This is a genomic window from Bacillota bacterium, assembly GCA_013178415.1.
Lineage (GTDB): Bacteria > Bacillota > SHA-98 > Ch115 > Ch115 > Ch115.
Genome location: JABLXA010000003.1, coordinates 1 through 21918, shown reverse-complemented (window position 1 = coordinate 21918; position 21918 = coordinate 1). Strand labels below are relative to the sequence as shown.

The following is a 21918-nucleotide window of genomic DNA, read 5'->3' as shown; positions in this document are numbered from 1 at the left end:
AGGTGAAAAGGCATCCGGTAAGCTAAGAGAGTCTTGACCTAAAGGTCAGCCCCTGAAAAATGAAGAATTACCAAGGACTGCGCATCCGGGTCCCGCAGTCCTTCGGCCAATACCGGAACCCAGGACCCGCTGCCAAGTAAACGTTATATGATCTCAGAATTGTGGAAATACAGGATTTCCAGAGAGCACAGGATCGTAGAGGCCCCTAAGCTTTCAGAGGAAATGCGATCCTGGAAGAGCGCACGATCGCGGAAGCAGTGCGGGATCCCAGAGCGAAAAAGATTACGCCGGGCGAAGAAACGCCGAATTCAGAATTGCACGGCCCGGCGACAAAAAGTATAGGGAGGTAGGTCAAAATGGCACAAAGCGATCTTACAAGAATCGCTAGTAACATAGCAGGACTCAACGCCTTGAACGCCCTGAAAGACATCAACACCAAACTCGGCATCCACCAGCTCCGACTGTCGACTGGTAAGAGGATCAACCAGGCGTCGGATGATCCGGCGGGGTTGACAATCGGGATTAAGTTCAATGCGAGGACGAGAGGACTAGGGGTAGCACTTGATAATATTGGGGACGCGAAGAATCTCTTGGCCGTGGCGGAAGGTGGACTATCGAAGATCAACGATATTCTTCTCGCTGTCCGTGATAAGGTAGCACAAGCGGCTAATGACACTTTGGGAGCGAGTGAGAGAGAGGCAATAGCCGCGCAAATAAAGTCACTGCTCGAAGAGGTAGATACCATAGCTAGGGAGACGCAGTGGAATAAGCAAGATCTTCTACTTGGCAAATTGACCAAGACAAATCCTATGAAATTCCAGACTGGCCCCGAAGTAGATCAAAAGACAGAGTTCGTTCTGGCAAATGACCACACAACTGTGGGCCTGAATGCCCTCAGCAGTTACGCTACCGAAACGGGCGACGGGAATGACATCTTGACATCTGTTTTAGCAACGGCCCCTGGAACGGGCATGGACGAACTGGCATATGGGGATTATACACTAGATGTTAAGTATGACAGCAGCGGGAATATCACTGGGACCGTTTCGCTCAAGAAAGACACAACAGAACTAGCTAGTATATCGGCAGCGAGTATCAGCGGCGGCTTATGGGATACGGGGCTTGGCGTGCAATTGAACCTTGTTACCACGGGTGTAACAGCGGACCTGAATGCAACGGCAAGTATCAATTATTCGTCCCACGTTAGTTCATATGATAAGGCACAAATATACCTCGGGGAAATCGATAATGCCATAGCTATTGTATCCCAGAGTATGACAGAAATCGGTGCCCTCGTCTCACGGCTTACCTCAAAAGAAGAGAATCTGACAATCGCAAAGGCCAATACAGAAGCAGCATACAGCCGTATCATGAATGCTGATATGGCATCTGAACAGCTCGAGGCGATGAAGCTGTCCATACTGCAGCAAACTGCTACGGCAATGCTGGCGCAGGCTAATGTGGCTCCTCAGGCAGTTCTCAGTCTGTTCCGGTAAGTTATATTCAGCTCAGCTAAATAGGAAACAGGGGAGGCGTAGAGATTCCTGCCTCCCTCAAATTATCTAGGTTCACCGCGGATTATTACGAAATTGAATCAGGACATTCATGATTTTGGCGACAGGAATTAGCTATACCGTAGAAAACTAAGCAATGTAAGAATAATATGCATAGACCAGAGTAAATGTTCATACATCGGCATTCAAGAGGATTGACCTGTTTTTATGTAGCCAGCCTTACACAAATCCGCGATGAACCATTGTCTATGGGGAAAGGCCTCTTCGCATTTTGCCAACTAACCTCAATAAAGCATCTACTATCATCTGATTTGTGGGCTCCAGTCTCAGGGCATCTCGGTAAACTCTGAAGGCATCGGTGAGGAGTCCGGCTTCCTCAAGTAAGACCGCAAGGGTGTGAAACTCATTTGCACGGGTAAGCTTACCAGCTCTGTATGCCTTAAGGTATGCGTCAAGTCTGCCCAGGTCGTCCTGGTGTCTATTGGTACTGTCATCTTCTTGTAGATACGATTTGCCTCCACCATACGCGGCGTCAAGGCTCCAGGAGGCTGACCTAGCAGTGTGGTCAATGAATTCGTCCACCCATGATTTTAATGATCTGGATAGTATGTCATCATGAAGAGAGGCTAGATGATTCCTCACATGCACCAGCGGACCCAGTAATTCAGCGGGACTGGGGCAGAGGCTGGCTGCCCTCTCAAATGATTGATGCGCATGTTCGAAATCGCCTAAGGCCGTTTGGCACACTCCTAGACCGAGCCAGGCCTTCCACGCGGCAGTTGCTGGATCGTGTGTTAGACCCCAAAATTGGCTGTTCCCATGGTTTATCGCTTTGATATAGAGGTCTTTCGCCGTATTCCATTCGGTCTTCATCCTGGCGATTTCCGCAAGGGAGTAGAGTACATCTGTATTAGTAGGACTTATGTCAAGTGCTTCACGAAGATAGTGCTCTGCTAGATCCCGACCTCCAAATGAGTAGACGATTCTACTAAGAACGCATAGGCTGGAAACGGCTATTGCCTTTGACATTCCGTCATCTGGGCGTTCCTTACACAACCTATAGGCTTCTGAGAGCTCATCGATAGCTAGGTTTACCTTGCCGATGGCATGGTATGTTCCTCCAAGAGAATAATGGTAATATGGGTCTGACGGGTTATTGCGGACACATTGCTCGAGGATTGCCAAGTTACGAGCATGTTTTCTTCGGCCTGCCAGAATTTCCCTTTGATATCCTATATGGAAGATCACAAAGTCAAGGATGCTACGGACGGGCAGGGGTTCGTTTGAAAGGGAGATAATTCTCTCATGTACCGAACCGACAAATCTGATGTCTGGGTCTGAAGGGAATAGTCTATTCATAAAGTGATCGAAGAGGGACTGGTCATCCTCAATGCTTTTCCGATTTGAAATCCTTGCGCAATAGATGGCACGTATTCCTGTATCAATTAAACGATGAATTACGGTATACATGCCGGGGGCAAGTACCTCATCCGCATCCATCACCAATATCCAATCCCCCGTCGCCTTCTCCAGCGACGCGTTGCGCGCTTCGGCGAAGTCGTTTTTCCACTCATGGAAATAGACTTTGGCTCCGTAGCTTTTGGCGATCTCGACGGTGCGGTCGGTGGAGCCTGTGTCCACGATGATCATTTCGTCTACGACGTCCTTGACGCTGTCGAGGCAGCGGGCGAGGAAGCGCTCCTCGTTCTTGACGATCATACAAAGACTGAGGGTGGGACGGCGCCGAGGCCGGCCGCCACTTGCACCCGCCCCTCCAGCAGGGAAAACTCCGAGAGCTGCTGCTGAGGGATAAGCTAGTTGGACGTCGGTTGTCGAAGCGCGGAAGAGCCCTTCAAGCTGGTCAATAACCCGCTCCCAGGTATACACCTTTGCGAACTCTCGACCTTTTGACCCGATTTCTCTCCGGAGCTCCTCATCATCGATCAGGGTTTCGATAGCTCTGACTATTGCTTCCGCATCATTCAATGGTGCCATCAAGTAAGGAGCCGGTACGGCATGTCCTTCCGGTGCGTTATCCTTAAACGGAGGGACGTCAACGCGGATTCCCTCGACGCTATCTGTGTGAGAAGTGAGCTTTTCCTCGCCTGCACATAGGATAATAGGAAGACCATATGCCATGGCTGTCACCGCAGCCTGAGAGGAAATGCCCTCCAGAGAACCTGTAAGGAGAATATCACATTCAGAAAAGACGTTGGCGAGCTGGCTGCTGTCTGGGTTCTCCACCCATTTTGTCACGTGGAAAGAAAAGTCCAGCCGCCGGGATGGGGAAATCCGGACGACTTCCACTTTATCCTGCCGCCGCTCGATGACGAGCCTCAGTGCGGCATAGATACTTTCAGTCCACTCGTCTTTATCGGAACCTACCACCAGGAGTCTGGTGGGACGGTCTTTCACAGTTTGGATCTTATCGGCTTCCTGAATGCCGGGGTCCGGAACCATGGCGAGAGGTCCGCCCGTCCGACCTTCGGCACCGGGCTCCACATTAGAGTCCACCCCATAAGGGACCACTTCAGCCCTCCGGTTATATCTTGTCTTTAGAACGTCGCGCACGTGGTCGCTGGAGGCAATGAGCTTTAGGGGAAGCCTGAATGAGGCTTCAAGGTTCTTTGATGACTGGTCGGCGCTTTCTGCCGCGCTTCCTGTCATGCTTCCCGCCCCGCCTCCGGCCCCTGGGTTCCCATTTGGTTCAAAGCCAGGTGAAGGCAGTACAAAATAGAAAGGCACGGCCCCGTGGACCCGCGCCGCATCGAATGCGGTCCTCCATGATGTCGCCACGACTATATCAGAATCAGGCGTCCTTTCATAGAGTTCTTCTCTCGCCGGCACCCGAATGATCTCTGCCAAGAGCCCATCCAGCTTGTCCACACGTGCAATTGCATAGACCTTGTGACCTCGCGCCATAAGCCGGTTCATGTGTTCGCATACCAACCGAAGTGCGTCAGGGCCGAGGTTTGGATCCAGGAAATATGAAATCCTGAGCTGAGCCTGCACATGCTGACGTCGAGACTCGTTCTGGCCTTCCTTATCTTCCTCCAGGCCCTCGTGGCCCGATAGCCTTTTCCTCACCCGTTCTATGGCATGGTCGATCCAGAGCCGTCGCCTACCCGTAGAGCAAATGGCAGATTTGGCTTCTTCATAAAGATTCAGCGCACCTTCATGATCTCCGATCCTTTCCCGGACGAATCCTATTGCAGCCAGGATGTCGGGACGGGCGGGAACTGATCCTCCGGAGGATACATTGCCTAAGGAAGTATCGCTCAAAAGCTCCTCGCCTGGCGGTGTAGCGTCGTTCCCGGAGACCACGAGCGCCCGAGCTTTTTCCGCTGCATTGCGGGCTTCGGCAATTTCCCCCTGTTGTAGATATACAAGCGCCAGGTCGGCATAAAACGCGCCACAGTCAGGATGCTCAGCGATCAGCTTGCGCAAAATCTCCCTTGCCCGGCCCAACCTGCCGTCGAGATAACATGTCTTATATTCAATTTCCGGTATCACTTTCATCCCCCCTTGGGCAATTTATAGCAATATTTATGCCTACAGGCGTTTATGGACAGCAGGCCCCACAGCGCCTGGAGAAGATGGGAGCACACGCGGGGAATACATGGCAAAGCCATGGCCAGTTATATGTGCTGTATTATGGGGTTTCACACGTGCGATGGCCAGGGCGATCTATACGCTGTGGGCAGGAGAGACCTGTGCGCTGTGGCCAGGAGAGACCTATACGCCCTGCGCCCAGAAGCCCGCTCCAAAGCAGGCTGTGTTCATAGCGATAGCCTTGGGGGCATATGCATGCTGCGCTCAGGGGGAACTATGCCCGAAACGGGGGTCGTGGGAAAATATTTCATAGCATGGTGTGTGGTGCAATACACTATTAACTATTAACACTGTCGGCGGGAGATAGTGCTAGCTATTAGCATTATCTTCTGCGGACGATGCTAGCCTTTAACACTACCCCGGCAGATGATGCGAGCTGCTAACACTGTCCTTGGCAGACGATGCTAGCCATTAGCATTGTTCCCGGCGGACAGTGTTAGCCACTAACATCGTCCCCGCCGGATAGTGCTAGCCAGTAATATTGTTCCTGACGAACAGTGCTAGCCATTAGCATTGTCCCCGCCGGACGATGCTAACCACTAACATTATCTCCGCTGGACGATGCTGGCTACTAACATTGTTCCCGGCGGATAGTGCTGGCCACTAACACTATTTCCGCCAAATAACGTCTGTTACGGCTCCAGCTAGAGGTGTTGGCGCCATTGTTTAGCCGGATCTCTGATTACCGCGTCCGGCCATGGCTTCCACGTTCGCCCACGGCTTCCAATTACACCCAAAATGTGATACAATAGTAGTGTAGTTGCGGTTATGCGATTCCAGTTCCAGTTAGATACTTAGATGCGGTCAAAGCCCGGGAGGGGGGAGTTAGACCATTGTGGATACCCAAGTGTGTTCTGGATGGACTGTGTAGTGCGGCGGACCTCGGCTTTGAGGAGCGGGCGCTCTATATTCTCATCCAACACCTGAAACCAACCAGCATGAAGGAACTCATCGCAAAGTCCTCGCTTGGCCGCTACAGGGCCATGCGGGCCTGTGAGGGGCTTGCATCTGCAGGGTGGCTCAAACTGGTTAAGCAAGGCAAGAGTCTGCGACCGGTAGCCCTGATCCCTGCGGACTATCAGGAAAAGATGGCCGCCGACCTAAACTCCAGGTTTGCTATGGCCCGATATAAGGGCGAATTCCTGATGAAGTGTATCGTGCTATTCTGGGTATGCTGCGATGTTTGGGTGGAAAACGCCCGTCCGGGCTTTTTAGCCAACCCGCTGACCAGTAAACCCCTGGAATATGACCTCTACCTGCCAGACGAGGCTGTCGCCTTTGAATACAATGGAGACCAGCATTACACCATAACTGTGGTCTACAGGAGCGAAACCGGCGTCAAGCAGGCACAGTCACATGATCTGATGAAACTCGCCCTAAGCCACAACAATGGGATCACGCTTGTGACCGTGACCCGCGGCGACCTGAGCTTGGAGGGAATCAGGCGACACCTTCCGGCACACCTGCGGCTCAACGACGTCGACCTCGGCGGGCCATATGCAAAAACCCTTGACCAGTTGTGTGTTATGTATAGGAAGAAGGCGGAGAGACAGGTGAAGGCGGAGCCGGGCTAAGAGCAGATCGCTGTCGGCTTCAGATTAGGCATCTTCAATCTTAAGATGACTACGCATTGATTCTTTTTTTGGTTTTGTCCGGGGAAGATCCTTCGGGATGTTTCGCGCGGCTTCACCAATAATTTCGAGATTCCGGATTACGGCGTCTACGGTCCGCTCGTCTTCGAAGAATGCATCATAAACCATACCCTGAGTATAGTGTTCGATCTTGCTTATAGCGCCAGGGATATCTTCGACAAAGATTTTGGCGGACTTTTGCTTCATTGGTAGACGACCTCCTGCAGGATGCGATCCTTCATTTGGGGTTTAAGGGCCCCTCCGGTTACTAAGTCTACTTTAAGCCCCAAGAGTGATTCCAAAAAATCCTTGAGGTCAATAAATTCCCACCCGATGGGCGCGCTGAATTCCACAAGAATATCCACGTCACTGCCTTCGGTTTGCTCCCCCCGGATACAGGAGCCGAAAAGGCCGATCTCTTTTACTTTAAATCGCCCGGCCAAAAAGGGTTTATACTTCTTTGACCTTGCTTCAATTTCTTCTCTTCCAGGCACTTTTGATACCCCCTGAAAATCCGGTCATTTTAGCATTGTTTTCATTATACATAATTAAGAGCCCATGGATCGTCTCTGCTATGACACTATAAGCCTAAACGCACCTAATGTCCCGAATCCTGACGGCTGGGGATGAGCTCTTCTGGTGTTTGTACAATGATACCGCTGTACTTTTGGAAATCTCTGGTATTATAGGTGCAGATGACGGAGATGCCACAAGCTCTCATCTGGGCAACCAGATAGGCATTGAAAATGTCACTGCCCTTTACCTTTCCTTCTGTTACTGCATCTTTGAGGTACTCCAGGGACTTGAGTCCTGCATCCAGCACCGGGAAGATGACCTTCAAGAGCTTCACCTGCTCCCATGCTTCCTTCGCTCCAAGAGGCCTTGCAACGCGGCGTCCATCTGTGATTATGGCGAAAAACTCCAGGAGAATCTGAGGCAATAATGCGCCATCGAGCCGCCTTGTTTGGACGGCCTTTACTAGAGCCCTGCTCATTTCATGCTGCGGAGCATCGGTGTTGATGGCATGGACCAGGACATTTGTGTCCACGAGAATCAAGGCTTTAACCTTCCCTCATAGAGATCTGCGCGGCTGACTTTGCTTATCTTTCCCAGACTGTATTCTCCGAGCATGGTTGGAGCTACGGCAGGCAAATAACGTTCAAGCGCTTCAAGGACTATTTCGTTCTTGGGACGTTTGGTCGTTTCCGCGATCCGGTCCAGGGCAGCTAATACGCTGCTTTTCTCTTTAGGAATGTAGATATTGAGTTGCATAAAATCACCCCTGACAAACAGGATAGCATAATCAATAGAGATATTCAATAGGCATGCGGTTCAGTCTTTTCGCCTTACCCGTGATGTGCGTCGTTGGTCCCGCCTCATTCGTTCCCCGGCTCAATCGTTCCTCCTGGGATCATTTCCCATCGCGTGCCAACCTATTTGAGGGGGCGCCGGCGCCCTATTTGTTGCAGACTACTCACCCATTTATATTATGAATATGGCGGACATATTAACCAAGAGTCGAGGGCATGGGGGCAACATGGACTATCGACTCAACTTGACCCGTTCCCGTCACCGGCAACATCTTTGAAAGCCAAGGCCAGGGCCTGACTGCTGACCTTACGGTAATATCGTTCCATGATACCCATGAAATCTTTACCTTTCAAACCGGGATCTGCATTCCAAAACCATGGTTCCCCAAGGCGCTTGATAATTGCCATGCGCACGGGGGGAGGGACCATTGAGATCTCTATTGCATCGAGCCTCTTGGGGTCTCCGGTCCAGAAGCTCTCTGCTGAATCCTGAAGAGTCTTGGCAGGGCAGACTCCAAAAGCCTGTGTCCCGACCTGCACCTCGCCTTGTGCCTCGGCCTGCGTCTCGCTCTGCACCCCGGCTTGCCTTCCACTTTGCGCCGCGGTACGCGTGTCCGCCTGTGCTCCCGCCTTGCCGACTCCCTCCCTCTTCATTTTTCAGAGACCTCCGCAGCGCGTCTCTGCCGCAGGGCCTCCGTGAGCTCCTCGCGGCTCCGGCCGCGAAGGCGGAAGAGCAAGAATGGGTCTCCGTCGAATCTCTCGCCCAGCAAATAATACACCGCAGCCACATGCTTGCAGGGGTTAGCCCAATCAGGACATGAGCAGCTCGTGGTGATGTCGCTCGAGGATTTGGGGAAAAGGCTTACCCGTGAGCTGGCAAAAGCCTCCTCGATGTTCTCCGGCATTTCCCCGGCCAGCAGGCGCGCAGCGAAGATCGCCTTACCTGCCATGGCTGAGATCACGCGGTCCCACTCTTTGTCCGACAATGGTTGCATTTTTATTGTGACCCGGTAGGGTCTCGGTCGCGAACCTTGCACCTCAGCCTTGACCATGCCCGGCTGGATATCGATATCGAGGACGTTCCCGCCGCGGGCGTAAGAACGTTCCCTCTGCAGCCGGTTTGCCCACCCAAAGGATTCCAGCACAGAGAGCCATCGTTTTGCCCACCAGTTTTCGCCGAACTCATTCTTCTTGCCCATGGTGCGCGCCTAATCCTCCTCCACTACCGCGCTGCCGCGTAGAGCAAAGATCTCTCGTAGCTCATCGGTGGACATCTCGGTCAGCCATTCCTCTCCGGTCCCGATCACATTTTCGGCCAGGTACTTTTTGCCTTCTATCATCTCGTCGATCCTCTCCTCCAGCGTGCCAGCGCATATGAATTTGTGCACCAGCACATCGCGGGTCTGACCGATCCGAAATGCCCGGTCCGTAGCCTGATTTTCCACGGCGGGATTCCACCACCGGTCGAAATGGAACACATGATTGGCCCGGGTAAGATTCAGTCCCAGGCCACCAGCCTTTAGGGAGAGAATGAATATGGGCGGACCGTCGGGATCTTCCTGGAATCTTGTCACCATTTTATCCCTCACCTTTTGCGGCACTGCTCCATGCAGAAATAGAACTTCTCGATGCAGGACGCGTTCGAGGTAAGTCTTTAGCATTTCGCCCATCGTGGCGAATTGCGTGAAAATCAGTGCCCGGTCTCCAGCAGCAAGCGCTTCCTCCAGCATCTCGGTAAGCCGCGATAGCTTTCCCGAGCGTCCCGCAAGCGGGCTGCCATCTCCAAGGAATTGCGCAGGGTGGTTGCAGACCTGCTTTAGCTTCAGGAGCGTGGCGAGGACAGCCCCCCTACGTTCTATGCCCTCCGCGCCCTCGATCTTTTCCATCATATCCCTTACGACAGCCTCATACAGTGTGGCCTGCTCCCTGGTGAGGGTGCAAAACACCTTCATCTCCTGCTTTTCGGGCAAATCCTGAATGATTCGCCTATCGGTCTTGAGACGCCGCAGGACAAAAGGCTGGACCAGACGCTGCAATTGCTTCATCTTATGCTGGTTCCGGTATCGTTCTATCGGAATGGCAAACTGCGCCCGGAAGCTCTTCTGAGTCCCAAAGAAACCGGGGTTCAGGAATTCCATGATCGACCATAGCTCGGAGAGGCGGTTTTCAATGGGAGTTCCGGTGAGCGCGATCCTGACACCGGATTTCAGCCTGCGTACGCTCTGACTCTGTTTGGCGGCTGAATTCTTTATGTTTTGCGCCTCATCGAGGATAATGGCGCCCCATTCCACCTTGGAGAGGTCCTTCTCGTCGCGATGAGCAAGCGTATAGGTGCTGAGAACTATATCGTTTGCCATGGCTTCTTTCACGAATTCTGATCCTGTAAGCCTTCCTCCTCCATGATGAATCATCACCCGGAGAGAAGGCCCGAAGCGGGCAAGCTCATGCCTCCAGTTGCCCACGAGAGACGTGGGGCAGATGAGCAGAGCCGGACCCTGGGCGCGACCTTCCTCTTTTGCGCGGAGCAGCATTGCGATCACCTGTATGGTCTTGCCGAGTCCCATGTCATCGGCAAGGCATGCTCCGAGCCCCCAACGAGACATGGACGAAAGCCATGAATAGCCCCTTATCTGATAAGGCCTGAGTTGACCCGACAAATCTGAAGGCTGAGGGAGCTCGCTAACCTTTTCCCCGTCCTTGAGCTGCTGGATGAGATCTGCGATACGGCCCTCAGCATCCACCCCAACCACGGGCAAGCCGTGGCTGCCGTTATCACCGGCAAGGGCCAGCGCAAGAGCCTCACGGACCCTCATCTGCCCGGCCTTCCCGCGGTTTTCCCAAAAGCATATGGCGGCCTCGATGTCCTCAGTCCTCAGCTCGATCCATTCGCCCCTGATGCGGACAAGGGGCACCTTCAGCGCCGCAAGCCTCTCAAATTCCTCCCGGCTCATCACCTGCCCGCCGAGGGCAACCTGCCAGTCATAGTTGATGAGGCTGTCGAGACCGAGGTTGCCCTGGCTGGCGATCACAGTATCTTTCCGGCTGCTGGTCTTTCTTTTCTCTTTACTGACGAGCCGCAGCCTGATGCCCAGGCGCGCCGGCCCGTTACCGTTGGGATTCCACCAGGCGGGGACCAGTACCCCAAACCCGCTCTCTTCCAGGACCGGGACCACGTCCCGCAGGAAGGAGTATGCCTCATGGACCGTAAGTTGGCACGCTTCAGGGCAGGCTGTCTTGAGGCTCTCTTCTATCTTTGGAAAGAGCCGCGAAGCCCGGCCCAGGTCGTGAAGGAGTCTTTCCTGCGGATTCTCAAACCGGCGGTTCATGAATTCCAGAGTTCGCTTTTGCTCCTGCCATACCCTCTCCGCAGGGATCAGGAGGCTCGGGTCATCCACGGCCTGGAGGAGAAACCGCAGGTGCCAGAGCCCTCCATCAAGCTCTACGGGAGCCTTCGACGACCGCGGGGACGACCGCGATGATGCACGCGATGATGGCTGCGACGAATCGCTTCCCCCCACTTTCGCGGGCGTTTCCCCCATCTCAGCATCCGCCTCCGCCGGCGGTTCCAGGCGGAAGCAGGTCCGAAATGCCGCTCTGGCTCCGGTCCCGCGTATCTCCTGCGACCAGTCCGAAATCGCACGGCAGAATTCCTTGATTTCCCGGGTCGGCCCCTTGAGGAGCACTTCATCAGAGGTGAGACCCGAGAGCCAGTTGCCAGCTACTGTGCCGCCCTTCCTTGCTTTCGGTTTATCCAGGAAATGCCTGCGCAGCTCCCTATTCAGGAAATAGTCATCCTTATAGGTCTCGCGGGTCCCGATCCTGCGAGCATTGGTTTCGTGATCCCTGCGCCATTCCTCATGACCCTTGCGCGACTCTGTCGAAATCCACTCCCGGACCATCTCATCCACACATGTGTCCAGGAAGCTCATCAACAAGGAGCGAGCTTCGGGGACAGATGACTCGAGGACCGGTATCGCCCTGCATATGGCTGGCATGGACTCCTGAAGTGATTGAAGACGCTCCACATCGCCAGCGGTATTTAAGACAGGAAGCCAGGTGGCTCTAAATCTCGTCTCGTCCTCTGCGGCAGTAGCATCCTTCTTGTTGCTCCTGATATTGCCCCTGCGATGCTTCGATCTTTTGCCGGCGCTGCGGCCGGGGATGCCACGGACGCCGGAGACGTCAGGGGCCGGAGCGTCGTCGTGGCAGGCCGCCGCCATGCTGTCACCAGAACCGGCACCATGTTTAAGGATGGTTGACTGCGCGCTGACCACTGTGGGGGAAAACCTTTCCCGCGCCATGAGCTCAAGGGCGAGCTTGGCCACCTTGCTCCAAAACCTTATATCCTGGCCGGTTGAAACCTGAGACTTATCGAGGTCGCCGGCGGCGTCATCCCAGCCATCACCAGGCCAGCCGTCGCTAGGCCCACCGTCACCAGGCCCAGTACTCATGCCATCACTCTGTGATAAGATAACCAGGAATCTCAGCGCACTGGAAGCGGGGAGTGCGATTCCGCTGACCTCCCAGGGAGCGAGGGTCGCCTTTTCGGCGGCCGTCCGGCCCATGGCAACTTCACCTGAAGGAACCCCTCCCGCGGTAGCTTGTCCCGCGCGAGATTCCTCTCCGGAATCATCCTGACCTGCGGGATCATCCCGGTCCCCAGGATCGTTCTGGCCCGCGGGATCGTGCTGGCCCGCGCTCATGGAATCCTGCGGCGATTCCAAGATAAAAGAATTGGAAGGTTCGGGACGTTCGCCCCTTGACGGCAGGAACATCACTACGCGCGCCCTCCGCGCGGCGCCGTCCAGGTCACGGAGCCTGAGTCCGGCAAGGTGCCGGAGCGCGTCGACCAAATCATTCCGTGAGGCCTGGAAAGGATGGCACCGAAGGGGCTGATACCGCGATGAATCCTTATCCCCACCCCTTGTGTCCGTCCCAGCCCTTGTGTCCCACTTCTCTGCCTGGCCATGTAACACATAAGAGTTAGTGGAAGCCCCGGCCACGCCCTGGCTATCGACAGTCGCAGCTGGAGAGCGCTCTCCCCAGACAAAAAAACATCCTTCTATGTCTGAATAGTTTATGTTGTGCGACGTGAGGGCCGCCACGTTGCTGTCGCCGCCTGCACCGCCTCTTCCCAGCAGAGGAATCCATGTCCCGTGCAAAATCACGAATTCTCACCATCCATAAGGTGAAGATAACACATCGGAATGAGAGCGGCAAGATGTGTAAAATCCCGAATTATGTACCAGGTGGTCTACTGACGAGCGACCCAGAGGATACAAAAGGAGATTTGGCGGAAGTGCAGAGTTCGTCAATAGATTGTCCATCCTGTAAATGGTACTCCCGGCATCTCTTGCCTGTCGAATTCGGCCGGCGGAGTGGGCATCGCTGAACAGGGCGAACCGCACCTCGTCAAATCCATCTTCAGCGGCCATGTTTATTCCATACCTGAACAGCTGAATCATGGATCGACATCCAGGACTATTACTTGGAGGGCCGGTTGCACCCTGGACATACCCCTGTCAAAAGTCACAAGAGCATCTGCTCCCGCCACGAGTGCTGCGGCACACTGCAAAGCATCCGGCGTCTTGAGATTATAAACTCCCCGCAAAAACGCCGCACGGTCTGCTACCTCAGCAGTGATGTCCTGGATCTCGAGATTGGGGAAATTCATCAGGAGCAGTTTATACTGATATGCGACATCTTCCAATCCCAGTCGGCGCGGAAGGGTCATAATCTCGGTAATTGTTATTGGCGAAGTGATTGCCTTTATCCTGCCGGATTGTACCAGTTCGAACAGCTCCTGAGCGAGAGGAGCTTGCTGGGGATAATGGTCACTATCGAACTGAAAAATAAAGCAATTAGTATCGATTCCGATGTACCTGCAGTTCTCGAGTAAGCCGGCTACTTTTCCCATGAAGCCCGTTCCTCTCTCACATACTGAATAGGGTCTATTCCCTCCCATATGTCCTTGTGCAAGTTACGGAGCGCGGCTGCAAAATCCTTGGGCTTTTTCATCATGTGAAGGGTCCCCCGCTCATCCATTTCGACAAGCATTTCATCCCCCTGTCGGATATCCATTTTATGGCGAATGCCGGCAGGCAGTATCATGGTCCCACGTTTGCCAATTCGGACCACGGGCATATTCCATCACCTCTCAGATATATTATGAACATAGCGGACATATCAGTCAATGTTTGGGGGAGCGCAGGCCAGAAGCCTGTCAAAGCTCCTGTCCGCCGACTCACTCGAATTTTAATGGCTGGCGGGACGGGTGTAGTTGGCGCGGCAGATGTAGCTGGCGGGGCGGGTGTAAGGCACATCCCGTTGCCCCGGTCCTATTCCGCGGTTGCCGTTTCTTCATAAACCCTTAAATCTGCATCGCTGAACAGGACGAATCGCACTTCGTCGAACCCGTCTTCAGCGGCCAGGAATTCCCTTACGGTGGTGAGAGCTATCCTGGCGGCCCGTTCTATTGGAAAACGGTAGGCCCCTGTGCTGATTGAAGGAAATGAGATGGTGCGTATCCCATGGCCCTTTGCCAGCTTCAGGCTATTCCGGTATGCACTGGCGAGAATTTGATCCTCTCCGCGATCCCCGCCCTGCCAGATCGGGCCGACAGTATGAATCACATACCGGGCTTTGAGCATTCCTCCTGTTGTTATGACCGCCTCTCCAGGCGGGCAAGGCCCCTTCTCCCGGCGGATCTTTTTGCATTCCTCAAGGATCTGCGGCCCACCAGCTCTATGTATCGCCCCATCCACCCCGCCGCCACCCATAAGGCTTGAATTGGCGGCATTGACTATGGCGTCGGTCTCCTGTGCGGTTATGTCTCCTCGAATGAAGCGGAGTAGAGTCCCGTTAACCACGAGTTCCATGGTAATTCCCCCCGTTCGCAGAAGAGTTCAAGGAGATTCTATCATATTAGGAGCGGATGGTGAAATGATGAAGTGATGAACTTCCTGCTTGTGCCAGTACGCGAATCTAATATATAATGAGTGTAGGTCCTCTGGTGCGGGGCGTGATGCGTGGTTGTGGATGATTCTGCCATACTGTAAAAATAGGCTGCTGCCCCTCTTGCCCCTCAATAGGCCATCAGAAGTCGGCATGACAGATTTGGCTTGTGATAGCCTGGGATCCATGCGGAATCACCTTGAAGGAGAAGGGGTGAACTGGGAGTGAGGCTACTACGCGCACATATAGAACGGTTTAAAGGTCTGCGAGAGCTGGATCTGGATTTTCGCGATGCACAGGGATCGGTCCGCGACAGGCTTCTAATCCTGGGCGATAACGGGTCCGGGAAAACAACCCTGCTTCAGGCAATTGCGCTTACTCTGGGGATAGCAACGCGGCATGTTAAAGACCCTGAGAGCTTCCCCTGGTATGGTTTTATCCCTGAGCGAATGAATTCGCTTGGGCCGACTCGCATCGAGCTAGAGGTGGGCTTTGACGATGATGAGATCCTTGTGACTCGCAGACTCTACGAGGAATGTAAAAGTGCGATTCCGAAAGAAGAAACCCGCGGTTGGATTCCCCCGGGGGAATCGAAGACTGTCACTTTGCAGTATAGCCGGGGCGAAGTAACGGCACGGCAAGGGCCGGCGGCAAAAATGCAGTTCCTCGGCCGGTACTATCTAAAGCGTGTTCAGCGTATCAAGCCCGACCTCCGCAGCGACTTTGCACGAGTTGGGGATGTCTTCTGGTTTGATCAGTTCAGGAATCTGGGCACTCTTTCGACCGACCCTGATCTTAATGGAATAGCCAAACCAGGCGCATGGTCGGCGGGGGTGGAGCAACTCCGTTCGTATCTCGTTGTATGGTGGAGTTATCACCTTACGAGGAAGGCGTGGCCAGGATCAGATCCTGGCGGACGAGACTACATCCATTTGCTTCAGCAGCGCATGGAGCGGGTTTTTCCAGGCTTCCGATTCGTAGGAACGGAACCCAGAAAAGGAATTGAGGCTCCAGGCCCTTCTGACTTCCTGGTGCTGGTTGAGCGCGAAGGTTGTAGCATCCCATACGACATTGCCGAGATGTCGTCAGGGGAACAGGCGGTTTTTCCATTAGCCTATGAGATGACACGGCTTGAGATCGTGAAATCCATAGTTCTTTTAGATGAATTAGAGCTTCATCTACATCCCCCAGAACAGCAGGCGTTGTATGGCAATCTCCCTAGACTGGCGCCTGATTGCCAGTTTATCGTGACGACCCATTCGAAATATCTGGACGATATTGTCCCGGAGACTTCGAAGATGCGCCTTAAGGGGGGACGACTATGCCTGTAAACCTCCTTCTGGTTGAGGGTAATCTTGATGCTAATATCCTTGGCGCTATCCTGAAAGGCACCCCTCCGGTAGAGGCGCGGGGTTCGAAATACTCCCTCAAGCCCATTGCCGTTCAAGAATGGAAACGAACTGGACAGCGTGTAGCATTTGTCCGCGATCGCGATTTCGACTTTGACCCTGCTCCTAACCAGGATCATATGCCCGGCGAGATCAGGGACGGTCGTTTTCCCGAGCCTCTGGGATGGTACTGGAGTCGGCATGAAATCGAGAACTATCTCCTGGACCCTGCCCTCATCGCTCTCATTTGGCCATCAGGTGCGCGTCAGGATTATGAAGCAGCCCTTATTGAGGCAGCTCTCAGGATCCGGTTCTATGAGGCAGCGCGTTGGACTATTGGAATGGCAAGGCGTACTTTGCCTCCCCACTATGAGCTCAAGACCCGCCCTATTGAACTGGAGGGTCGCGAGTTAGGAATACCGTCCTGGTTAAATCAGATTCAATGTGGTGAATGGGCGTTGGGGTGCATAGCAGAATACATGAACCGTGTGAGCGAGTCCTTATCGCCACATACATCAGCATGCTCACTCGAAAGTAAAATAGCTGAGTTTACCGAGGATTTCTGTGCCAACTGGGAGAATATCCTGGTCTGGTTCTCTGGGAAGGACATCCTTTATGCTCTGGGACCGGCGCTTAATCGGATTTATGGTGTAGATGCTGGTCGATTCCGGGAGCGTATCAGGGACTGGATTATTAGTAATCCAGAGAGCGCCCTGGATGTTCTTCCGGAGTGGAAGGTGCTCGTTAACTTCCTCAGGCAATGATGGCCTGCCGCCGACTATTCCGGTACGTAGCCCGGCCCTTTCAATTTGAAGGACCGCCGGTTTTAGGGGTGGCCGGTCTTAAGGGCTGCCGGCGCCGGCGCTTGCGTGACGGGCCTTTGAAAGCTGGTGAATCCCTCGCGCCAAACTTCAATGGAGGCGCCCATGCCGCCATGGCAGCACCATCAGAGGGATGAGAATCCCCCGAAGCGGGTGCCGCTATTTTCAGAGTAGGTGCGGCGTCCCCGGGGCAGAGCATCAGCAACCCCCGAAACGCGCTAGTGAATTGGCGTGAATTAAGGAACCTGCATTTAAAAGGCGAATTTTACATGAATTCCGCACCTGGCTGCCGCCTCATGCGCGCTGGCCCTGATGTCTATCCTCCAGGCCTCTTGATCACGCATAGCCTTATTCAAATAAGCGATTGCGCATGCGTGCTCTCCGCCTGTATGGTTCCCATTTTGGGAAATGCGGGAGAACAGGCGGTTCAGACGGTATTTCACAGATGGGTAGAAATTCATGCTGTCTATGGATATTTCCCGGGTGCCAGCAGCCGCGACAGCCTTGAATAATAGCTCCATTTCCTCAGGTCGGTCTGAGAAGAATGGCAATACCGGCGCCACAAAGACCCAAGTCCTGATCCCGGCTTTATTGAGCTTCTCAAGGGCAGCAAAACGCCTGGATGGCGGAGGCGCGCCAGGCTCAAAGATTCTTGCCACATCATCGCGGGCCGTCGTTATGGTGAGGCCGACGGTGCAATCTCGGAAATCTCTCAGGATGTCTATATCTCGCGTCACGAGGTCGGACTTGGTGAGGATGGAAATTGTCCTGGGCTGGCCGCCGGCCTTGGGCCCTGTGGCCTCAGACCGTGACTCTTTTGCGGTCTCCTTTGCCTGATCCATCGGCCTGGTGACGTCCGGCTGAATCATCACCCTATCCAGCTCCGGCCAAGCCGTCGTCCCAGCGCCATCCGGCTGAGCCACCACCCCGGCGACTCCCGGCTGCGGCTTTGCCTCTGCCCAAGCCAATCCCGCCGTAAGCTCAATAGACTCCGCCTCCAGAAGCACCTCAAGGCAGCCTCTAGTGAGCTTCCATTTGGCCTCCAAGGGCTGGTAGGGATCGGTTACGCTGGAGAACATAACTTCGCCGGTATAGCGCATGGCCCGGGCTTGGCGGAGCGCCATCTTATGCAGTGAGAGACGTGGCAGCGGGAGGCATTGCAACGAAAGACTTTGCCGCTCTTCCGGTTCCCGGCCTTCCCTCCCCATAAGCTCCCTTCTCAGCCGCTCGACGATGTTAGCCTTCACATCTACAAAAGTCCCCCACACATCGCCCTCGTGCCCGGTAAATCGCCGCATGAAATCAGCATAACAGTAAACGCAGGCATGGGCGCAACCTGTGTAAGGATTTATGACGTAGTCCACGCCGCTGATGCCGGATTTGGTGAGGGCAGATTTGCAGAGGATAGTTTTGACTTTCATTCTGTCGATCATTTCCTTCGTAGCTACTGGTATCTGGGTCTACGGGTATCCAGGACCTAAAGCTTTTAGCTCTACTGAATATGCTAGCATATTAGGCAGATATAGCCAATAGGCGCTGATTTCCGCGCTAATGCCGTGAAGATGTGAAGAAATTGCTCACTGTGCCATGCGCTATGTTGTTCTGAGGGTTACGACGCCGGCGAATGGGATGTTCAGTCCCTATATAATGCCCGTCAATGTATAGCCGCAATCGACTTTGGCCGACTGCTGCTCTTTTCAATCCGTAAACGCATTCTCGACAAATTACTGGCACGGAATGTGCTAGATCATAAATAGGGGCTCATGCAGGTGGAGGCGCAGATACACTCCTTTTGAGCATCTGAAATCCCGAGTGTGATCAGCATTTGGGCAGGAGGGCAGTGTGGGCAAATTGGATCAGACGACTGGTAAGGAGATTCCTCGTCCTTCTAGAAATGGCGCAAACTTAGATCCGGGCCTCACCAGCATAATAATCCTTTGCCATAATCAGCTTGAATATACGGCTCAGTGCGTCGATACCATCCTGCGGCATACTCCCGAGAGCTTTGAGCTTATTTTCATAGACAATGGCTCTACAGATGGCACATTAGATTATCTAAATAGCCTTGCCGCAAACCACGATAACATAAACATCATAGCCAATGAAAAAAACCTCGGTTTCGCAGCTGCTGTAAATCAGGGGATCAAGGCTGCGCGCGGCGATTATATTCTTCTTCTCAATAATGACGTTCTTGTGACCCCTGGATGGCTCAAACGAATGCTAGAATGTATGAATCGAGACGAAAGGGTCGGCCTTGTCGGTCCGGTAAGCAATTTCGTGGCAGGCATCCAGCGGATAATAGATCCCGAGTATAACGTAGCCAAGCTAGACGAATATGCACAGGCCCATTCATTCAGGTATTCCGGTTTAGCTCAGCGGACTGCACGGATCATAGGGTTTTGCATGCTCATAAGACGTGAAGTGATAGATAGAATTGGAGGCTTCGATATCACCTTCGGAACAGGGAATTTCGAGGATGATGATTTCTGTCTTCGTGCAGGGATAGCAGGATTCCAGATTATTATCGCCCGAGATGTATTTATTCATCATTATGGAAGCGCAACATTCAAAGGTATGGGGATTGACTACGGGAACCTCATGCGGGAAAATGCCTGGATATTCAGGAAGAAATGGGACATTGAGATGGGCCCAAATGGGTATAACCCGCTGCCAGTCTTGATGCGGCCTTTTGATCCTATGAAACATTACTTTCCGCTAGTTTCTGAATGGACAAGCCAGTCATTGCTCCAGGAATCTGTAAGGCTGTTCAGCCTTTCCAGGATTGAAGAATCTTACGTGACCGTAGTCAGAGCTCTTGATCTTGAGCCTACCAATAGAAATGCATGGCATAATATGGCACTTATAGCTATGTCTCAGGGAGACTTCGAAGGAGCCCTTGAGTGGTGGGGTAAGTTTTCTGAAACAGAAATGGATGCCGAAAGGCTAAATTTGACAGGGATCTGCAAATTCCAATTGGGAAGACAAAATGAGGCATTGGAATACTTTAAGCGGGCCTTACAGCTTGATCCCCAGTGCCCCGGGGTCCGAGAGAATCTTGACATTGCTATGAAGAGCGCAAATGGCCTTAATGGAGCGACTACTGGAGGGTAATTTTGGCGTGATACAGGCTGGCAGGTGCGGTGTGCAGGAAATGTGGGGCGCGAGGGGATGGCATAATCATGGGAAAGGGAGATAAGATGAAAGCCCTTATTCTCTCAGGCGGCAAGGGAACCAGGCTTCGCCCCCTCACTTACACAACAGCTAAGCAATTGATCCCTGTCGCAAACAGGCCTATCATCCACTTTGTGGTGGAGCAGGTAGTTGCCGCAGGCCTTAGCGACATTGGCATCATCATCTCGCCTGAGACCGGGGACTCTGTGCGGGAGGCAGTGGGAGATGGCTCCAGATGGGGAGCCAGCATCACCTACATTCTTCAGGACAAACCGGGGGGCCTGGCTCATGCGGTTAAAACGGCCAGGAGATTCCTGGGCGATTCAAGTTTTCTCATGTTTTTGGGGGACAACCTGATACAGGGCGGGGTTACATCTCTCCTGGAGGAATTCCTCAGATGGCAGTGTGCCGCAATGATATTATTGAAGGAAGTCCCTGATCCGCGGCAATTTGGGGTTGCTGTTGTCAATGGAGGCGGGGAAGTCGTCCGGCTGGTTGAAAAGCCGAAGGAGCCTCCAAGTAACCTCGCACTTGTGGGGACATATGTATTCTCCTCTGCTATTCACAAGGCTATTGATGCAATAAAGCCGTCCTGGCGCGGTGAACTCGAGATCACTGATGCTATCGAATACTTATTGCAGAATGGGGATCCGGTCCGGGCCAGGGTGCTCGATGGTTGGTGGCTTGATACGGGGAAAAAGGATGATATCCTTGAGGCAAATCGTATTGTCCTGGATGAATATGCGCGACGAACCATAAGGGGCACAGTCGATGAAGCCAGCCAGGTCGTAGGCCGCGTCGAAATAGATGAAGGTGCTATTGTATCGGGAAGCACTGTTCGTGGGCCTGCTGTCATCGGCCGTGGGGCCATAATCAAGGATTGCTTCGTTGGGCCATTCACAGCTATCGGGTGCGGCAGTCGGCTCGAAGGGGTGGCAATAGAGCATTCGGTCGTGCTCGAGGGATGCCATCTCAAGAATGTATCGCGGGTTGAGGATAGCCTTATTGGGCGCAACGTCAAGGTATCGCGTTTTGAAAATGGTCGCCAGCAATTGAGGCTTTTCCTCGGGGATGATTCAGAGATTGTTGTATAGGTCTTTTTCGGGTTGCCGCGACAACCCCCATGTGCACAATTAAGCTGAAAGAGTGAGATCGTCAGACCGGTCTCGGGTTAGTTTTGAAGGGCGATTCGGTGGGGATAGGGGATGTTGAGATGCAGGTTTCAAAAGAGCTGATACATGGGGTAAAAGTGCGCCAGCTTAGATTGATCCCTGATGAGCGCGGATTTCTCATGGAGATGCTGCGTTCGGACTGGCCGGAATATGAGCAGTTTGGGCAGTCGTACGTCACCGCATGTTATCCTGGCATAATCAAGGCATGGCATTATCATACTGCACTTTTGATATAACCTTCCAGATCTTTGCCAGCCACCAATTGTACCCTCGTGCATCATTAAAGCCTTCTTAAAGCATAAAATTTTATTATCGATTTACAATAATTAACAGAGGTACTCCCTC

At 53.3% G+C, this 21918-nt stretch carries 18 protein-coding genes and 1 pseudogene; 7 read left to right on the top strand and 12 right to left on the bottom strand.

Annotation, left to right across the window (positions count from 1 at the left end; all coding sequences use genetic code 11):
* Nucleotides 1–356 precede the first annotated feature (356 nt).
* Complete coding sequence (locus HPY52_03110; protein NPV79255.1) at nucleotides 357–1496, top strand: flagellin; 1140 nt, start codon at nucleotides 357–359, stop codon at nucleotides 1494–1496.
* A 264-nt stretch (nucleotides 1497–1760) separates the two neighbouring features.
* On the opposite strand, the gene HPY52_03105 is transcribed toward HPY52_03110, so the two are convergent.
* Complete coding sequence (locus tag HPY52_03105) at nucleotides 1761–5027, bottom strand: glycosyltransferase (GenBank protein NPV79254.1); 3267 nt, start codon at nucleotides 5025–5027, stop codon at nucleotides 1761–1763.
* Between the two features lie 932 nt (nucleotides 5028–5959).
* Between HPY52_03105 and HPY52_03100 the strand changes: the two genes are divergently transcribed.
* Nucleotides 5960–6700 carry a hypothetical protein gene (locus HPY52_03100; GenBank protein ID NPV79253.1) on the top strand — a complete coding sequence of 247 codons (741 nt, stop codon included), beginning with the start codon at nucleotides 5960–5962 and terminating at the stop codon, nucleotides 6698–6700.
* 24 nt (nucleotides 6701–6724) lie between these two features.
* Here HPY52_03100 and HPY52_03095 read toward each other — a convergent pair whose 3' ends face one another.
* From HPY52_03095 to HPY52_03050, 10 genes are all read right to left on the bottom strand, one after another.
* Nucleotides 6725–6964 carry a DUF86 domain-containing protein gene (locus HPY52_03095; protein ID NPV79252.1) on the bottom strand — a complete coding sequence of 80 codons (240 nt, stop codon included), beginning with the start codon at nucleotides 6962–6964 and terminating at the stop codon, nucleotides 6725–6727.
* On the bottom strand, nucleotides 6961–7251 hold the full coding sequence (locus tag HPY52_03090) for a nucleotidyltransferase family protein (protein NPV79251.1): 291 nt from the start codon (nucleotides 7249–7251) through the stop codon (nucleotides 6961–6963). Before HPY52_03090 ends, HPY52_03095 begins: the two co-directional genes overlap by 4 nt.
* Nucleotides 7252–7355: 104 nt before the next feature.
* On the bottom strand, nucleotides 7356–7814 hold the full coding sequence (locus tag HPY52_03085; GenBank protein NPV79250.1) for a PIN domain-containing protein: 459 nt from the start codon (nucleotides 7812–7814) through the stop codon (nucleotides 7356–7358).
* Nucleotides 7811–8077 (bottom strand): hypothetical protein, encoded by a 267-nt coding sequence (locus HPY52_03080; GenBank protein ID NPV79249.1) that lies wholly within the window; start codon nucleotides 8075–8077, stop codon nucleotides 7811–7813. The genes HPY52_03085 and HPY52_03080 overlap by 4 nt, the downstream gene beginning before the upstream one ends.
* Before the next feature lie 230 nt (nucleotides 8078–8307).
* Entirely contained in the window at nucleotides 8308–8721 is a 414-nt protein-coding gene (locus tag HPY52_03075) for a hypothetical protein (protein ID NPV79248.1), read from the bottom strand.
* The gene (locus HPY52_03070) at nucleotides 8718–9266 is read right to left on the bottom strand and encodes a hypothetical protein (GenBank protein ID NPV79247.1); all 549 of its coding nucleotides are present in this window, start codon (nucleotides 9264–9266) and stop codon (nucleotides 8718–8720) included. Before HPY52_03070 ends, HPY52_03075 begins: the two co-directional genes overlap by 4 nt.
* A gap of 9 nt (nucleotides 9267–9275) precedes the next feature.
* On the bottom strand, nucleotides 9276–13235 hold the full coding sequence (locus tag HPY52_03065; protein ID NPV79246.1) for a DEAD/DEAH box helicase: 3960 nt from the start codon (nucleotides 13233–13235) through the stop codon (nucleotides 9276–9278).
* 293 nt (nucleotides 13236–13528) lie between these two features.
* A complete protein-coding gene (locus HPY52_03060) occupies nucleotides 13529–13984 on the bottom strand; it encodes a type II toxin-antitoxin system VapC family toxin (protein NPV79245.1) in 456 nt (151 codons plus the stop codon).
* Nucleotides 13972–14211, bottom strand: a complete 240-nt coding sequence (locus HPY52_03055) for an AbrB/MazE/SpoVT family DNA-binding domain-containing protein (GenBank protein NPV79244.1) — start codon at nucleotides 14209–14211, stop codon at nucleotides 13972–13974. Before HPY52_03055 ends, HPY52_03060 begins: the two co-directional genes overlap by 13 nt.
* A 194-nt stretch (nucleotides 14212–14405) precedes the next feature.
* A complete protein-coding gene (locus tag HPY52_03050; GenBank protein NPV79243.1) occupies nucleotides 14406–14945 on the bottom strand; it encodes an O-acetyl-ADP-ribose deacetylase in 540 nt (179 codons plus the stop codon).
* A gap of 300 nt (nucleotides 14946–15245) precedes the next feature.
* Here HPY52_03050 and HPY52_03045 point away from each other — a divergent pair, with 300 nt between their 5' ends.
* Together HPY52_03045 and HPY52_03040 are read left to right on the top strand one after the other, a co-directional pair.
* Nucleotides 15246–16352 (top strand): AAA family ATPase, encoded by a 1107-nt coding sequence (locus HPY52_03045; protein ID NPV79242.1) that lies wholly within the window; start codon nucleotides 15246–15248, stop codon nucleotides 16350–16352.
* Nucleotides 16343–17173 (top strand): hypothetical protein, encoded by an 831-nt coding sequence (locus HPY52_03040; GenBank protein NPV79241.1) that lies wholly within the window; start codon nucleotides 16343–16345, stop codon nucleotides 17171–17173. The genes HPY52_03045 and HPY52_03040 overlap by 10 nt, the downstream gene beginning before the upstream one ends.
* Before the next feature lie 308 nt (nucleotides 17174–17481).
* On the opposite strand, the gene HPY52_03035 is transcribed toward HPY52_03040, so the two are convergent.
* Entirely contained in the window at nucleotides 17482–18651 is a 1170-nt protein-coding gene (locus HPY52_03035; protein ID NPV79240.1) for a radical SAM protein, read from the bottom strand.
* Nucleotides 18652–19072: 421 nt separating this feature from the next.
* Between HPY52_03035 and HPY52_03030 the strand changes: the two genes are divergently transcribed.
* The 3 genes and pseudogenes from HPY52_03030 to HPY52_03020 all read left to right on the top strand — a co-directional run bounded on the left by HPY52_03030 (nucleotide 19073) and on the right by HPY52_03020 (nucleotide 21791).
* A complete protein-coding gene (locus HPY52_03030; GenBank protein NPV79239.1) occupies nucleotides 19073–20341 on the top strand; it encodes a glycosyltransferase in 1269 nt (422 codons plus the stop codon).
* Between the two features lie 86 nt (nucleotides 20342–20427).
* Nucleotides 20428–21495, top strand: coding sequence for a glucose-1-phosphate thymidylyltransferase (locus tag HPY52_03025; protein ID NPV79238.1), 1068 nt, complete (start codon nucleotides 20428–20430; stop codon nucleotides 21493–21495).
* Between the two features lie 119 nt (nucleotides 21496–21614).
* A pseudogene (locus tag HPY52_03020) lies at nucleotides 21615–21791 on the top strand (dTDP-4-dehydrorhamnose 3,5-epimerase).
* Nucleotides 21792–21918: the final 127 nt, after the last annotated feature.

Coding starts and splice junctions, on each gene's coding strand:
- HPY52_03110 (NPV79255.1), top strand. CDS start 357: ATGGCACAAAGCGATCTTACAAGAATCGCTAGTAACATAGCAGGACTC.
- HPY52_03095 (NPV79252.1), bottom strand. CDS start 6,964: ATGAAGCAAAAGTCCGCCAAAATCTTTGTCGAAGATATCCCTGGCGCT.
- HPY52_03075 (NPV79248.1), bottom strand. CDS start 8,721: ATGAAGAGGGAGGGAGTCGGCAAGGCGGGAGCACAGGCGGACACGCGT.
- HPY52_03070 (NPV79247.1), bottom strand. CDS start 9,266: ATGGGCAAGAAGAATGAGTTCGGCGAAAACTGGTGGGCAAAACGATGG.
- HPY52_03060 (NPV79245.1), bottom strand. CDS start 13,984: ATGGGAAAAGTAGCCGGCTTACTCGAGAACTGCAGGTACATCGGAATC.
- HPY52_03055 (NPV79244.1), bottom strand. CDS start 14,211: ATGCCCGTGGTCCGAATTGGCAAACGTGGGACCATGATACTGCCTGCC.
- HPY52_03050 (NPV79243.1), bottom strand. CDS start 14,945: ATGGAACTCGTGGTTAACGGGACTCTACTCCGCTTCATTCGAGGAGAC.
- HPY52_03040 (NPV79241.1), top strand. CDS start 16,343: ATGCCTGTAAACCTCCTTCTGGTTGAGGGTAATCTTGATGCTAATATC.
- HPY52_03035 (NPV79240.1), bottom strand. CDS start 18,651: ATGAAAGTCAAAACTATCCTCTGCAAATCTGCCCTCACCAAATCCGGC.
- HPY52_03025 (NPV79238.1), top strand. CDS start 20,428: ATGAAAGCCCTTATTCTCTCAGGCGGCAAGGGAACCAGGCTTCGCCCC.